General features: G+C 67.4%; 12 protein-coding genes and 2 CRISPR repeat arrays. All 12 genes read right to left on the reverse strand.

What is annotated here, in order from left to right:
* The first annotated feature begins 9 nt into the window (after positions 1–9).
* Positions 10–653: direct repeats of the CRISPR family, unit length 36 nt; unit sequence GTTTCAATCCCCTGACGGGGCAGACCCTTTTGCAAC.
* A gap of 318 nt (positions 654–971) precedes the next feature.
* The 12 genes from cas2 to hisC all read right to left on the reverse strand — a co-directional run bounded on the left by cas2 (position 972) and on the right by hisC (position 13,679).
* Positions 972–1,241, reverse strand: a complete 270-nt coding sequence (cas2, locus tag TRAD_RS02165) for a CRISPR-associated endonuclease Cas2 (protein ID WP_013176945.1) — start codon at positions 1,239–1,241, stop codon at positions 972–974.
* A 20-nt stretch (positions 1,242–1,261) separates the two neighbouring features.
* Positions 1,262–2,248, reverse strand: a complete 987-nt coding sequence (cas1, locus tag TRAD_RS02170) for a CRISPR-associated endonuclease Cas1 (RefSeq protein WP_221401639.1) — start codon at positions 2,246–2,248, stop codon at positions 1,262–1,264.
* Between the two features lie 10 nt (positions 2,249–2,258).
* Complete coding sequence (locus TRAD_RS02175) at positions 2,259–3,713, reverse strand: TIGR02710 family CRISPR-associated CARF protein (protein ID WP_148221167.1); 1,455 nt, start codon at positions 3,711–3,713, stop codon at positions 2,259–2,261.
* A complete protein-coding gene (locus TRAD_RS02180; protein WP_013176948.1) occupies positions 3,707–4,912 on the reverse strand; it encodes a TIGR02710 family CRISPR-associated CARF protein in 1,206 nt (401 codons plus the stop codon). Before TRAD_RS02180 ends, TRAD_RS02175 begins: the two co-directional genes overlap by 7 nt.
* Before the next feature lie 677 nt (positions 4,913–5,589).
* Positions 5,590–6,384: a CRISPR direct-repeat array (repeat unit 36 nt; unit sequence GTTTCAATCCCCTGACGGGGCAGACCCTTTTGCAAC).
* 229 nt (positions 6,385–6,613) lie between these two features.
* Entirely contained in the window at positions 6,614–7,357 is a 744-nt protein-coding gene (gene cas6, locus TRAD_RS02190; RefSeq protein WP_013176949.1) for a CRISPR-associated endoribonuclease Cas6, read from the reverse strand.
* A gap of 22 nt (positions 7,358–7,379) precedes the next feature.
* A complete protein-coding gene (locus TRAD_RS02195) occupies positions 7,380–8,339 on the reverse strand; it encodes a glucodextranase DOMON-like domain-containing protein (protein WP_013176950.1) in 960 nt (319 codons plus the stop codon).
* Between the two features lies 1 nt (position 8,340).
* Positions 8,341–9,663 carry a gluconeogenesis factor YvcK family protein gene (locus tag TRAD_RS02200; protein ID WP_013176951.1) on the reverse strand — a complete coding sequence of 441 codons (1,323 nt, stop codon included), beginning with the start codon at positions 9,661–9,663 and terminating at the stop codon, positions 8,341–8,343.
* On the reverse strand, positions 9,656–10,579 hold the full coding sequence (rapZ, locus tag TRAD_RS02205) for an RNase adapter RapZ (protein WP_013176952.1): 924 nt from the start codon (positions 10,577–10,579) through the stop codon (positions 9,656–9,658). Before rapZ ends, TRAD_RS02200 begins: the two co-directional genes overlap by 8 nt.
* Before the next feature lie 49 nt (positions 10,580–10,628).
* A complete protein-coding gene (locus TRAD_RS02210) occupies positions 10,629–11,291 on the reverse strand; it encodes an SPOR domain-containing protein (RefSeq protein WP_013176953.1) in 663 nt (220 codons plus the stop codon).
* A gap of 51 nt (positions 11,292–11,342) precedes the next feature.
* On the reverse strand, positions 11,343–11,996 hold the full coding sequence (gene hisH / locus TRAD_RS02215) for an imidazole glycerol phosphate synthase subunit HisH (RefSeq protein ID WP_013176954.1): 654 nt from the start codon (positions 11,994–11,996) through the stop codon (positions 11,343–11,345).
* Complete coding sequence (hisB, locus tag TRAD_RS02220; RefSeq protein WP_013176955.1) at positions 11,996–12,595, reverse strand: imidazoleglycerol-phosphate dehydratase HisB; 600 nt, start codon at positions 12,593–12,595, stop codon at positions 11,996–11,998. Before hisB ends, hisH begins: the two co-directional genes overlap by 1 nt.
* Positions 12,588–13,679: a histidinol-phosphate transaminase gene (gene hisC, locus TRAD_RS02225; RefSeq protein ID WP_013176956.1), complete on the reverse strand. Its 1,092-nt coding sequence runs from the start codon at positions 13,677–13,679 to the stop codon at positions 12,588–12,590. The genes hisB and hisC overlap by 8 nt, the downstream gene beginning before the upstream one ends.
* Positions 13,680–13,744: the final 65 nt, after the last annotated feature.

Here is a 13,744-nt window from a genome sequence, read left to right on the forward strand (position 1 = left end):
CGGCCACGCGTTTCAATCCCCTGACGGGGCAGACCCTTTTGCAACACATTCTCATGCCCCGTGTCTCTAACGCCCAGTTGAAGGGTTTCAATCCCCTGACGGGGCAGACCCTTTTGCAACCCCACCGCCTCCGCGCCCGTGGGGAGGTCACGCTCACCTGGTTTCAATCCCCTGACGGGGCAGACCCTTTTGCAACCGAGATATCAACGACCATCGTGCTCATCAGTTGCCTCCTGGTTTCAATCCCCTGACGGGGCAGACCCTTTTGCAACTGGCTCTGGCTCTGGCTGCGCAGCAACCGCGACGCGACCAGCGGTTTCAATCCCCTGACGGGGCAGACCCTTTTGCAACCATGCGAAAAATCGTCCCCGGGGCCCTGGTCCGCCTCAAGTTTCAATCCCCTGACGGGGCAGACCCTTTTGCAACAATTAAAGCGCTGGTGGACCGAGCAATTAATAAATTGTTTCAATCCCCTGACGGGGCAGACCCTTTTGCAACAAGACCCTGGTCGAGAACCCCCACCGTATCCTCCGCTACCACCGGTTTCAATCCCCTGACGGGGCAGACCCTTTTGCAACTCCGGTTTGCCGTCGGGCGTCTCGGGGGGCTGGGCGTTGGTTTCAATCCCCTGACGGGGCAGACCCTTTTGCAACTCTACCCTTTGGGAGAGCTGTCTTACAAGGGGTTTTTGAGGGGTCATTTGACACCCCCCCAAGTTATCCACAGCTTGGCCTGTGGATAACCCCAAAAGGACGAGGCGCGGGCTGTGGACAACCGCTAAAGACGACTGACAAACGCTGAAACGTTCTCGGCTAGCGTGGGTTGTCAAGGTGCGCGCCCCCTTCGGCAGGAAAACCATACCACGAGCAGGTATCATTTGGTTGGAGATGCCCTTACACTAATAAAAATTCGCTCGGCACGTTCCGAGATGCTACCGGTAGCAACGTTTCGCGAAACGGCTGCAGCTAGAGCTAGAACATAAATAGGCGCGCGTCTTCGGTTGGCGATCCTGACCCCAACACCTCTACGGGAGAACCGACGGGGTAGATGCGCACGCTGTCCTCGCGTTCGTTGAGGCGCGCCTCGAGCTTTTGGCGCAGCTCCCGCAGCTCGCGCGGCTCGAGCCAGCACTCGAAAACCGAATACTGCACCCGTTCGCCGAAGCTTTTAAGCACGTTGGCGAGCTTGACGCGCCGGTTGTCGTTGGGGATGTCGTACGAGACGGTGTAGAGTCCGGCCATCTAACGCTCCTTTGGGCCCTTTAGGTAGGGCGAGCGCTCAGGTAGAAGGGGCTGTAGGGACGGCGACCCTCGAGCGCGGCGGCGAGGCGCCGCGCTTGCCGCTCAATCAGCGTTCGGTAGGGGCACGCGCCCCCCTCCGGAGGCTTGGCCTCCGCGTCAAGTCGGGCCTCTAGAAGGGGCACCAAGACCTTGCGACCGGCGTCGCTCAGATAGATGCCGCCCGCCTCGTCCCGAAAGTGCTGCGTGGGGTGAAGGGCGCCGCTCAAAAAGGCGCGAAACACCGTGAGGTCGACGACGGGCACCCGAAACTCCTCCATGAGGTCGAGGCTCATCGCGGGGTTGCGGCGGCTCTCGGCGTGGAGCAGCCCCACCTCGGGGTGCAGCCCCGCCGAGAGCGTCGCGAGCTGCACCTGGGCGAGCAGGAGGGCGTAGCCGTACGAGAGGGCGGCGTTGACGGGGTCGCGCGGTGGGCGGCGGTTGCGCCCCGTAAAGCCGTAGGCCGCGAGCGGCCGTTGGAGCGCGGCGTAGTAGAGGCGCGCGCAGAGCCCCTCAAAGCCGCGCAGCCGCTCGAGCTCCGTGCAGGCGGCTACTTTGCCGCCGAGCGCGTGCAGCTGCGCCGCCGCCGCGGCAAGTTCGGGGCGCGTGCGCCGAAAGGCGGTGAGGACGGCGAGCGACGAACGCAGCTTGGCGAGGACGAAAAGCTGCGCGATCCCAGCCCCTACGGCCGAGGTCGCGGCGGCGAACTGGGCGCGCAGCCGCGCGGGGGGCGCGAGCGCGCACGAGCTGGCGACGCCGTGGAGCGCCCCTTTGAGCGAGACGTAGAGCACCGGCACCCCGTTACCCAGAAAAAACTGCAGCGCAGGGGTCGTGAGCCGCACGTTGCCGTGCAGCGCGACCTGCCGCACCTTGCGTGCAGGCACCTCCCCGAGGGCGTGGCCGTCGAGCTCAACGCAGATGCGCCCCGCCCTTAGGCGCGCGGTCGCACCCTGCTCGAGGAGGTGGAGCACGGCCATAGCCTTAAGGCAGCGGCACCGCTGACGCGGGGCACCTTTCGCTGCGGCCCTCTAGCTGCAAGAGCGCTTCGTGTAGGGGTGAGAGAAGGCTGGCGAGCTTGCGGTACGCTTTTTCGGAGATCGGTTTGTACCCGTGAATCCACAGCGACTGGTTGCGCAGCTCAGCGAGGCCCATGAGGTCGTTTTGGCGGTGAACGAGCGCCTTGACGAGGGGATCTTCAAGCGCGCCGAGGAGCAGATAACTCTCGAACAGGGGGACGGGCTGTCCCTGTGGGGGGAGGGGGCGGGGTGAAGCCGCTTGTTTTTTGGACGCTACCTTCTGCCAGGCCGCGGTGTAGGCGTCTTGAAGGACGTCTTGGGGTACGGGGAGCGCGGGATAGTTCGCGGCGAGGCTGTCGAAGCGGTAGGTGGCAAGCCGGTGTTGAGAGGTCACTTCTAGGCTCCGGTAGCAGAGAAGTCCGGCAGCGGTAAAGTTGCCAGCCTCGGCGAAACGGCTTTGCATCAGCTCGAGGCTAGCGAGAAGCCACAACACGAGCGCCGCGTCCGAGAGGGTGGCGACGCGCTTCGCCGGGTCATCGTAAGCGTCTACCAGCTTCGTAAGTAACAGCACCCCGTCGTGCTGCTGCTTTAGGACTGGTAGCTGCTCGCGCAGGGGGTGGGTTTGAAAGCCGGGTTTGTCGAGCTCGGAAAAAAGCCCCTCGAAGGCGTGAGCTGCACTCTCAAAGCGGTTGCTGAGCCAGGCGGCGTACGCTTCTGACAGTTTGGCGTAGGGTGAAAACCGCCTCACGTCCCCCGTACGGTCGGCGATACGTATAAACTCCCGCGCCGCTAACGTGTATTCCTGTGCGTTGTAGAGGGCCTTGGCCGTCTGATACTCGAGGTCGCCAAAAGCGCCCAGGGGGTCGTTAATCTGAATCAGCGCTTCGCTACCCGCACGCGGTCGGCGCGCAGCGGGATCAAACTCACCGTTGACGTAAAAAACGCGGAGCTTGTAGCCAAAGGTCATCGCAGAGAAGGCGGCCGCTCCCAGTCCCGTCACCATCGGCTTGGTACCGCTTGTAATGTCGACGGCGATGTCCGCGTGAGGGTACCGTTGCAAGACGTCCTGAAACCTTTGATATATGGTCGTGGGGTCGTCTTTGCTGACGTTGTACGCCCAAACGCGTTTGCCGAGTTCCGCCTCAACCCGGTCGAGATACTTTTCCGACTCGTCGGTGTAAAAGATGTAGATCTGCTCGCTCCGTAAGGCTGTGGCGGCGAGGATAAGGGCTTCGGGGCTGGTGCCTAGCGTGTGGAGGGAGAGGTTGCACCTTGGCCCGTGGTCTTGCGCGCGCCAGCGCAGCAGCAGGGAGGGCCACACGTGCTGGTCGTAAAAGTCGTTGGCTGCTTCGAGTCCTTGGGAAGCGTGCATCTCCTTGAACTGCTGCCACAAGTCGTTTAGTTCTACCGGCTCTACCACCTCGGCCACCCTTCCGCCGCGCGCAACCCCTGCGCCTCGAGGTAGGCGCGCAGCGCCTCGTAGTCGCCCGCGCCGACCGAACGCAAACCGTGTGCCAAGACGCTCTCGTGCCGCCGCGCCAGGAGCGGTTTGAGCTGCTTCGGGTAGTCGTCCCGCAGCCGCTGCGCGAGCGTGCCGTTTTTGCCGAAAAAGAGGTCGATGTCAGAGGCGAGGTCGAGCGTCTCTTTAAGCCCCAACAGGGTACCCGCGCGGCGCTTTAACTCCGGCGACAGCTCGGGCCACGTCGCGGCAACTTTGAGGTGAAATCCGTAGCGCTCGGCGATGTCGACCTCGGCGGCGAGCTCGACGCCGCGGTAGAGCCGCGCGAGGGCGTCGTCAAAGCGACCGGCAAAGGCGCGCCGCTCGGCGTTGGCGAGCAGGTCGCCGAGGAGCGCGCGCGTCGGGCGCTGGCGCTGCGTCAGCGCTTGGAGCTCCCCTTGGCGGGCGAAGAGCGCCCCCAAGACCCGCACCTTGGCGCCGTGCCGCCACGCTTCGGCGATGCTTAGGGCGGGCTCGAGGTGCGTTTGCAAAAGCCCCAACGCCTCGTCGTGGTGAAAGCTGTCCCAGGCGTTGAGCCCCGCGCACACCCCGCTGAGGTGGCGAAAAAAGCGCGCGTTGGAGGCCGACAGGGGCTGCGCGCAGATCAGCGCGACGATGCTCTGCGCCTCGCGAAAGCGCCAGCCGTTCCAGGCGCGGGTAAACGCCTCCCACTCGCGCACGAAAAAGCGCGCCGTGGGGTCTTCGAGCAGCCGCAAGCGCTCGCTACCGCTCTGCACGCGCCCATAAGCGTCGCGGGCGCTCCCCCCCACATACGAAAACGTCACCCCCTGCCCCGTGAGGGCGAGCGCCAGCCCCGCAACCATCGGCTTGGTACCCCCCGTGAGATCGGCGGTAATAGCCCGCGCCTCCCACTCGAGCGCCTTGGCAAGCGCCCGCTGCGCCGCTTCGTAGGCCTCGCTCAAGCTCTCGGCATCATCGAGCAAAATGGTGTAGACCTCGAGCCCTAACGCCTCTTTGACCTGGGCCGCTACCTGCTGCGTCTCCTGGCTGGCGATAAACACGGCCCGTTCCGGAGCGTGCTCGAGGGCCGCTGTCACGATGGGCTCAGGCGTTGCGCCCACCGTCGCAATCAGCACCTGCGCGACCCCACTTGCTGGCATAAGGTACCCTAACACGCCCAGGCCGCTACCGACCCCAAGGTGCTATGGCCCCTCGGACGCCGCTAGCCCATACGCCCATAGGGACACTACCGGCTCGCACCACCATGTCCGGTACCCCTCCAGGCTGAGCCTCCGTACGAGCTGCTGGGCGCCCCTGTAGCGCATCAAAACGCTTCCGGAGCCCTCGTCGCCCGTGCCCGTAAGGGGGTGTCGGGGGTTCTCGGTAGGCACTTCCAACCACGCCGCGAGAACCGTTTCCGGCGTGGCCCTCTGCTGCGCTCCAGCAGCCAGCACGCCAACCCGCCGAAAAAGCGCGCCCCTGTCAACAAGGTCTTTGCCTCGAGTCCATCGTAACCTCTCCACAGCAACCTTCGGCCCCCGAGCGCAGCGAGGCGAAGCTTACGAAGCGCTCGCGGGGCACGGTTTTAGCCTTCGGCCCCCGAGCGCAGCGAGGCGAAGCCGTCAGGTGCGAGCGCTTGTCGGACAGAACCGTGCTCACCCTTGTTCACGACGCAAATGAGCCGCGCCCCACAGCTTGACGACCAGCCCTGCAACTGCCAGAAAGCCAATCATGAATCCGCTGGTAGGCAAATCCAACTTCATGCTGGGCGTGGCTGACCAAATAGACCAATTCATCGAGGTACGCGTCAAGATGGCCGCTAGACGGTGGGCTCCCTGTTTCAATCCCCTGACGGGGCAGACCCTTTTGCAACGAGAATTTTTGTTTAGAATAGGGAAAAATTTCCTATTGTTTCAATCCCCTGACGGGGCAGACCCTTTTGCAACCGGAGAGCGTCTACGCCCTTCTGCACTCCTGGTCAGACGTTTCAATCCCCTGACGGGGCAGACCCTTTTGCAACACAACGAGCGTCCGGAGCCCCTCGGAAGCAGCGTAAATGGGTTTCAATCCCCTAACGGGGCAGACCCTTTTGCAACCAAGAGGCCATTCGAGTGGATAACCACCCTGGCCTCCGGCAAGTTTCAATCCCCTGACGGGGCAGACCCTTTTGCAACTGGTGACTATTGACCGCCACGCCATGCGGGTGTGGCTGTTTCAATCCCCTGACGGGGCAGACCCTTTTGCAACCCAGCTTGAAGACCGTCCGCCCCGCCGCCCTGCCCAAACGGGTCAAGTTTCAATCCCCTGACGGGGCAGACCCTTTTGCAACAACAGACTACGTGCCGGTGGGGGTCGGGGACCTCATTCGGTTTCAATCCCCTGACGGGGCAGACCCTTTTGCAACTCAGGTTCATTAGGGTTGACCAGAATCAGGAATAGCGTTCAGAAGTTTCAATCCCCTGACGGGGCAGACCCTTTTGCAACAGGCCCCCGTACTGCGCCGCCATCCCCGCGCGGAAGGGTTTCAATCCCCTGACGGGGCAGACCCTTTTGCAACTGAGATTTACAAACTTAAACATGATGTCCCTTTCTGCCCGTTTCAATCCCCTGACGGGGCAGACCCTTTTGCAACTCTACCCTCTGAGAGGGCCGTCTGGCAAGGGGTTTTTGAGGGGTCATTTGACACCCCCCAAGTTATCCACAGCTTGGCCTGTGGATAACCCCAAAAGGACGAGGCGCGGGCTGTGGATAACCGCTAAAGATGACTGACAAACGCTGAAACGTTCTTGGCTAACGCGGGTTGTCAAGGTGCGCGTCACGCTAAGGGGCGTGACGGTATAAGAATAACATACGCTGCGGGGTTATGCACCTGGGGTGGGGCGGTACGGGCGCACCTGGCCGAAGCCGAGGGTGGTCTTGGCGCCGACGCCGCTATAGAAGGCGAAGCGGCCGAGGATGGCGAGCCAGTGGGCCTCGTCGGCGCTGGCGCCGCGGAGGTGAAAGGTGACGCGGCCGAGAAAGCCGGTAAAGGGGTCGTGGGCGTAGACGGTGCGGCTGCGCAGTTCAAAAAAGCGGGGCACGCACCCCTCGGTCAGGCGTGAGGCGACCTCGGAGGGGACCGCTAGGGGGGCGTAGAGGTTCCAGCGCTCGATCAGCGACCCGAGCACGAGGCGGGGTTCGGGGAGCGGGTAGTTGGCGCCGTGGCGACGAAAGACCGTGGGGGTGGCGAAGTGCAGCGACAAGTCGGCGTCCCCGGGCGTTTGAAAGAGGCGGGGGTAGGTGGTCGCTCCGGCCCAAGGGTGGCCCTCTTGGAGCACGTCGGTGACGGTGTAGGTGCGGTCGCCGAGACTCAGGGGGCGCCGCGGGAGGTCGTGGAGGGCGGGGGCGAGCGCGGTGTAGAGGGGTTCGCTCAAAAACGTCAGGCGGATAAAGGGCGGGTGGTCCTTTGCCGCACCCCCTACGGAGACGGTAAAGGGTTTGAGGTCTTGGCGGTCGTGGAGTTCGGGCGCGTGCTCCTTGAGAAGGGCGTAGAGGGCGCCGCGGACGTGGACGGCTTCGGGTTTTTGGGCGCCGGTGAGCGGGAGAACGAGGGCGACGAGGGACATGCGTCAGGGGTGCGGGTGAGGGCTAGACGGCTTGGGGTTCGGCATGGGCTTCCTCGAGCTCGGCAGCGGGCTCGTCGGGGGTGTCGGCGGTGGGGGGCGGTTGTGGAGCGGGCGCTTCGGGCCGCCTGACGACCAGCACCCGCGGGCGCACGCGGGCGGGGGTGGGGGGCGTCGGGGTGTCGGTCGGCGTGTCGGTGGGCGCTTCGGTCGGCGCGTCGGGGCGGACGCTGAGGCGCGCGGCGAGACCCAGAAGGGCTACCACGACGCCCGCGCCCGCGACCAGCAGCCACCCTTCCCGAATGACCGGTGCGCGGATCTCGGGGAGCACCCCCTGGTCGATCGCCGCTCGCTGCTGCGCGTAGGCGTCGGTGAGCACGTCCAAGACGTTGACCGTCTGCTCGGTGCTGGAAAAGCTCCACGGTGCGGGTTCGGTGCGCAGGGCGCGCCAACCCGTCTCGCTAAAGGGGTCGTAGACCCCCGTCATGCCGTAGAGGCTAAAGCGCCTCGGGGTGGGCGCTGCGGTCGTCAGGGTAAGGGTGTTGCCCTCGCGCCTCACGCGCGCGCCGAGCGCGGCGGTGACGTCGCGGGGAAAAGCGTCCTCGGCGGCGGGGCCTTCGGGGGAGAAAGCCCAGACGCGTTCGCCCACGAAGCGAAAGGCGAGGTGCCAGCCCCGCCCCTCGGGGAGGCGCATCCCGGAGCCCGGGAGCAGCGCCGCGCGGCCCGGCTCCCCCCTGGCGGCGGCGTCGGCGTCGTGCACGTAGAGCTCGGTGATGGCTTGGGGAAAGGCGTCCGCGGGGGGGATGAGGGCGTACTCGAGGGTGACGCCGAAGGTGTCGGCGTCGGGGACCGTGATGCGGGTGAGGTCAAAGGGGTCGGTGCTGCGAAAGGCGCTCGCGGTCGGCGCGGCGAGGGTGCCGTTGCCGACCGCGTCGCCGGCGGGGTCTTGCAGGGTGAGCAAGCTGGCTAAGACGAACGCGAGCATGCTAGGCGGTGATCTTGAGGTTTTTGGAGAAGGCGTAGAGCCACCTGGCGAGGCGTTCGGAGTCGTGTCCGGCCTGCGCCCCGCCGCTCAGCAGGTCGAGCGCGGCGACCTGGATACCGGCCGCCTCGAAGGGGGCGGGGTCGAACGCGACCACCTCGGCGCCCTCGGCGCGGTAGCGCTCGAGGCGCTCTGCGTTGACCGGCGCGGTATTCACCACCACCCAATCGGGGTAACGCCCCAGGTGGCGGTAGATCGCCTCGACGTGGTCCCAGGCGCTAAAACCGTCCGTTTCGCCGGCTTCGGTCATGACGTTGCAGACGTAGACGACGGGCGCCGTCGCGGCCAGCACCGCCGCGCGGCTGCCCGGTACGAGTAGGGGCGGCAGCGTGCTGGTAAAGAGGCTGCCCGGCCCCAACACAATCAGGTCGGCGGCGCTGATAGCGAGCCCCACGTCGGGGACGAGCTCGGGGTCGGCGGGTTCGATGGTGACCTCGGCGACCGCGCCGGGGACGTTGCGCACGTTGCTCTCGCCGCACACCACGGCGCCCGAACGCTTGCGCACCTTAAGGACGGTGGCGGCGGTGGTAACGGGGTAGACCGCCCCGCAGATGTTAAGCAGCGAGTTGAGCACCCGCACCGCCTGCGCAAAGTCGCCCTCGACTTCGGTCAGCGTGGTGATGAGGAGGTTGCCGAAGGTGTGGCCTCTAAGCTCCTCGCCACGGGCGTAGCGGTGCTCCAAAAGGCGGCTGACGTGAAGCTCGTTGTCCGAAAGCGCCGCCAAGCAGTCGGTGAGGTCGCCGGGGGCGGGGATGCCGAAGGCTTCGCGCAGCCGCCCCGATGAGCCGCCGTCGTCGCTGACCGACACGACGGCGGTGATGTTCGAGGTGTAGTGGCGCAGCCCGCGCAGCAGGTTCGAGAGCCCGGAGCCGCCGCCAAAGGCCACGATGCGCGGCCCCTTGGCGAGCGAGACGCGGCGGTGGAGCAAGATCGCCGCGTCTTTGGGTTTGGGCATCCAGTTCGAGAGCAGCGAGCGGTTGAGGCGGACGATCGCCCAGACGGCGAGCACGAGGCCGACCGTGAGGAGCGCGAGCGCCACCCACCCCCCCCAGGCGTTCCACCAAGAGGCTCGCAGCACCGCCTCGAGGGGGCGGAGCACGCGGTAGGGGTAAGCGCCGTCGCTGCGGAGCCAGAGCACGCCCAAGCTCGCGCCCGTCATCAGCACGCAGAGCCCCAGCGCGACCACCACGACGTGCCGTTTGACCCCCATGCCCGGCGTCAGCCAGAGGCGGGCGGTGCTGATGCGCCGGAAGTCTAACCTAGCCACGGTTGACCTGCGCGGTATCGGCCCCTTGCGCGCCGCTCTCGGGCGCCCCCGCGGCGGGGGCGTGTTCGGCGAGCGCTTGGGCGAGGTCGCGGTGTTCGGCGTAGGTGGCAAACGCCTCGGCGAGGTCGTGTTTGAGGCGTTCGGCGAAGGCCACCGAGCGGTGTTGACCGCCGGTGCAGCCGAGCGCCACGGTGTAGCTCGAGCGCCCCGTAACGAGCGCCCGACCCGCTAGGAGCCGGACGAACTCGCGCAGCTCGGTGTAAAAGGCCATCCCCTCGGCTGAAAAGACGTACGCCGCGACGTCGGCGTCGCGCCCGTCTTTGACGCGTAGTGCCGGGTCGTAGTAGGGGTTGGGGAGCGAGCGCAGGTCAAAGACGTTGTCGGCGTCGATGGGTACCCCCCGTTTAAAGCCGAACGAGGTGAGCCGCAGCCGAAAGCGGCGGTCGGCGCCGAAGCGCGCCCACAGCTCCTCGGTGAGCGCGCGGGCGGAGAAGTTGGAGGTGTCGAGCACGGTGTCGGCGACCGAGCGCAGCTCGCCCAAAACCTCGCGCTCTTTGGCGATGTCTTGGATCAGGGGGGCGTAGCCCAAGGGGTGGGTGCGCCGGGTAAAGTTGTAGCGCCGGATAAGGGTCTCGTTCGAGGCGTCCAAAAACACGATCTCGGGGCGGATGCCGCGCGCTTGCAGCTGCGCGAGCGCCTCCGGCAAGCGGTCTAAAAACGCCTCCGTGCGGATGCCGACGCCGACCGCGAGGCGCGCCGCTTCGCCCTCGCGCCCCCGCGTCTGCGCCTGTTCGACGAGCGCGCTCCAGAGGGCGGGGGGCAGGTTGTCGGCGGTGAAGTAGCCGAGGTCCTCGAGGGCCGCGAGCGCCGTGGTGCGCCCCGCGCCGCTTAACCCCGTGAGCACGACAAACCTCATGAAGACCTCCTCGTCGACCGCAAAGCTTACGCCGCCCGGCTGCCGCGCGCTAGGGCAACACGAGCCGCAGCGCAAAGACCTCCTGGCCCAACTGTACAACTGCCGCCCCCCGCGACGTCCAGAGCAGCTCACCGGCGGCGATGAGCAGCGAGCCGCCCGCGAGGTCGGCGCGGACGAGCGGGCGGCCGCGGCTGCGCGTGGCGCGGTAGTGGGCGTGGAGCGTCCCGGCGGGCAGCCCGGCGCTCGGCGCGTGGGTCTCGGCGTCGCTCTGCGCGACCCGCCAGCGGCCGTCGAAGACGAGGTAGCGCGGCGGGTCGCCGACGCGAAAGCTCACGCGCTCGGCGCCGCTGTGGGCGAGCTCCCAACGCGGCGGCGGGATAAACCCCAACTCGCGCACGGCGCAGACGCTCGCCCCCGCCCCGGGGGAGAAGGGGACGATGAGCGCGTCCGCCGACACGCGCGCCCGGACGTCGGCCAAGAGCCCCTCGGCGTCCGCTCGAGCGCCGAAGCAGCCGATGCGGACCTGCACCCAGCGGCTGCCCGGCGGCGTTTCGGTGTAGGCGTCGAAGCCGTAGGTGCGCAGCCGCTCGGCGACCCGCTGCGCGTGCGCGGGGTCGCCGAAGGCGAAGACCTGCAGGGCAAAGGCCCCGGAGGGCGGTTGCGCCCAGGCGAGGCCGAGGGCGAAGCAAAAACAGCAAAGCGCGGCGCGCACACATCATCCTACCAAGAGTAAGGTGTGGCGTCGGTGAGGGGTGCGGGGGCGCTACGGGGCCCCGCGGTGCGCGCGCGCGGCGAGCGCGCAGAAGTTGCGCAGCACCCGAATCCCGACCTCTTGGCTCTTTTCGGGGTGGAACTGCGTGGCGTGCAGGTGCGCGTGCGAGACGGCGCTCTTAAAGCTGACGCCGCCGTAGTGTGTGCGCGCCCCCGGCACCGACGGGTCGTCGAAGGCGACGTAGTAGGAGTTGGCGAAGTAGACGAAAGCGCCGTCGGGGACGCTTGCGAGCAGCGGCGGGTCGCCCTCTTTGGTGATCTGGTTCCAGCCCATCTGCGGGACGCTCACCCCTTTGGGAAAGCGCCGGACGTCGCCCGCCAGCACGCCCAACCCGGGGACGCCGGGGGCCTCTTCGGAGGTGCGCATGAGCAGCTGCAACCCCACGCAGATGCCGAGAAAGGGGCGCTCGGCGCCCAGGTGGCGGCGCACCACGGGTTCAAAGCCGGAGGCCAAAAACGCCTCCATCACCTGCCGGAAGTGGCCCTGCCCCGGCAAGACGAGGGCGTCGGCCCGCGCGGCGACCTCCGGGTCGCTCGTGATCTCGACCGCGACGGGGACGCTCGAGGTGGCGCCCGCGTGGGCGAGCGCCTTGTGGACGCTGTGCAGGTTGCCCGCGCCGTAGTCGATGAGCGCGAGGCGCAGCACTAGAGCACCCCTTTGGTCGAGGGCAGGGTGTCGGAGACGACGCGCGTCGCCTCGCGCAGGGCGCGCGCGAACGCCTTGACGACCGCTTCGCAGACGTGGTGGACCTCGAGGCCCGAGAGCACGCGCACGTGCATGGTGACGCCCGCGTGGTTGCAAAAGCCGCGCAGCAGCTCGCGCAGGTGGTGCACGTTAAAGCCGCCCGCATCCCCCTCGAAACCGCCCGGTTCGAACATCAGGTAGGGCCGGCCGGAGAGGTCGACCACGACGTGCGCAAGCGTCTCATCCATCGGTACCCAGGCGTCGGCGTAGCGCTGCACCCCGCGCCGGTCGCCGAGCGCGCGGGCAAACGCCTGGCCGAGGGTGATGCCGGTGTCCTCGGCGAGGTGGTGCGGGTCGATGTGCAGGTCGCCCTCGCCGGTGATCTCGAGCGCAAACGACCCGTGGCGCACGAGCTGCTCGAGCATGTGGTCCAAAAAGCCGTGGCCGGTCGCCGCGCGGCCGCCGGCGGGGGCGTCGAGGTCGAGCCTAACGCGCAGGTGCGTCTCGGCGGTGCGGCGCTCGACGTCGGCGCTGCGGTGCGTCTCGGCGGGCTCAGCCACGGGTGCCCTCCAGGGCCGCTTCGGCGGGGTGCCCGAGCGCTGCGGCCGCGGCGCGCGCCGCCGCCAAAAAGGCCCCGTTTTCAGCTGGCGTGCCGACCGAGACGCGCAAGCAGCCCGCGAGCCCCGGCAGGTGGTCTTGGCGCCGCACGAGCACCCCCGCGCCGAGCAGGTGGTCGAAAAAAGCCGCCGCGTCCCCGACCCGAAAGAGCAGGAAGTTGGTCTGCGAGGGGAACACCTCGACCCCGGGGAGCGCCTCGAGGCCGCGCTGCAGGCGTTCGCGCTCGAGCCGCACCTCCTTGGCCCGCGCGGCGACGTACTCGGGCGCCTCGAGGACGGTAAGGCCCACCGCGAGCTGCAGCGCCGAGACCGAAAAGGGCAGCAGCAGCTTCTGCACCTCTCGGGCGAGGTCGGGGCTGGTGAGCGCGTAGCCGAGCCGCACCCCCCCCAACCCGAAGGCCTTGCTCAGGGTGCGCAGCGAGGCGGCGTTCGGGTGCGCGCGCACGAGCGGCAGGAGGTCGCGCTCGGCGAACTGGTGATAGGCCTCGTCGAGGACCACCGTCCAGGTGCCCGCAGCCTCGAAGAGCGCCCGCACGTCGGCCTCGGCAAAAGCGTTGCCGGTCGGGGCGGCGGGGTTGGCGAGGAAGAGGACGCCGGGTCCCCGTTGCAGCTCGCGCCGAAGCGCCTCGACGGGGAGCGCAAAGCCCGCCGCTAGCGGCACCTCGGTGAGGGGCGCGCCCAACAGCCGCGCCTGGTCGCTATAGACCGAAAAGGTCGGGGCGACGCTGAGGACGCGCTGCGTCAGGCCGCACGCCGCTACGAACGCCTGGATGAGCACGTTCGAACCGCCCGCCACCACCACCCCTGCTTCGTCCCAACCGTGATAGGCGGCGAGCGCGGCGCGCAGCGACTCGGCGCCGAGCTCCGGGTAGCGGTTCCAGGGGAGCTCGGCGAGGCGCGCGAGCGCCCGCGCTTTTAGCGCCTCCGGCAGGTCGTAGGGCGATTCGTTCTGGTCGAGTTTGATGGGGGCGGGGCGGGGGGTGAAGTGGTAGGACCGCGCCGCGCGCACCTCGGGTCGCACGCTCATGGGGCTATCTTATCGAGCCCGCGGCCCGGGGCGCGTGGCGTGTGGGCGATGGGCGCTCTCGCCAC

The organism is Truepera radiovictrix DSM 17093, from assembly GCF_000092425.1.
In the GTDB taxonomy this organism is placed as follows: Bacteria; Deinococcota; Deinococci; order Deinococcales; family Trueperaceae; genus Truepera; species Truepera radiovictrix.

Coding starts and splice junctions, on each gene's coding strand:
- cas2 (WP_013176945.1), bottom strand. CDS start 1,241: ATGGCCGGACTCTACACCGTCTCGTACGACATCCCCAACGACAACCGG.
- TRAD_RS02180 (WP_013176948.1), bottom strand. CDS start 4,912: ATGCCAGCAAGTGGGGTCGCGCAGGTGCTGATTGCGACGGTGGGCGCA.
- cas6 (WP_013176949.1), bottom strand. CDS start 7,357: ATGTCCCTCGTCGCCCTCGTTCTCCCGCTCACCGGCGCCCAAAAACCC.
- TRAD_RS02195 (WP_013176950.1), bottom strand. CDS start 8,339: ATGCTCGCGTTCGTCTTAGCCAGCTTGCTCACCCTGCAAGACCCCGCC.
- rapZ (WP_013176952.1), bottom strand. CDS start 10,579: ATGAGGTTTGTCGTGCTCACGGGGTTAAGCGGCGCGGGGCGCACCACG.
- hisC (WP_013176956.1), bottom strand. CDS start 13,679: ATGAGCGTGCGACCCGAGGTGCGCGCGGCGCGGTCCTACCACTTCACC.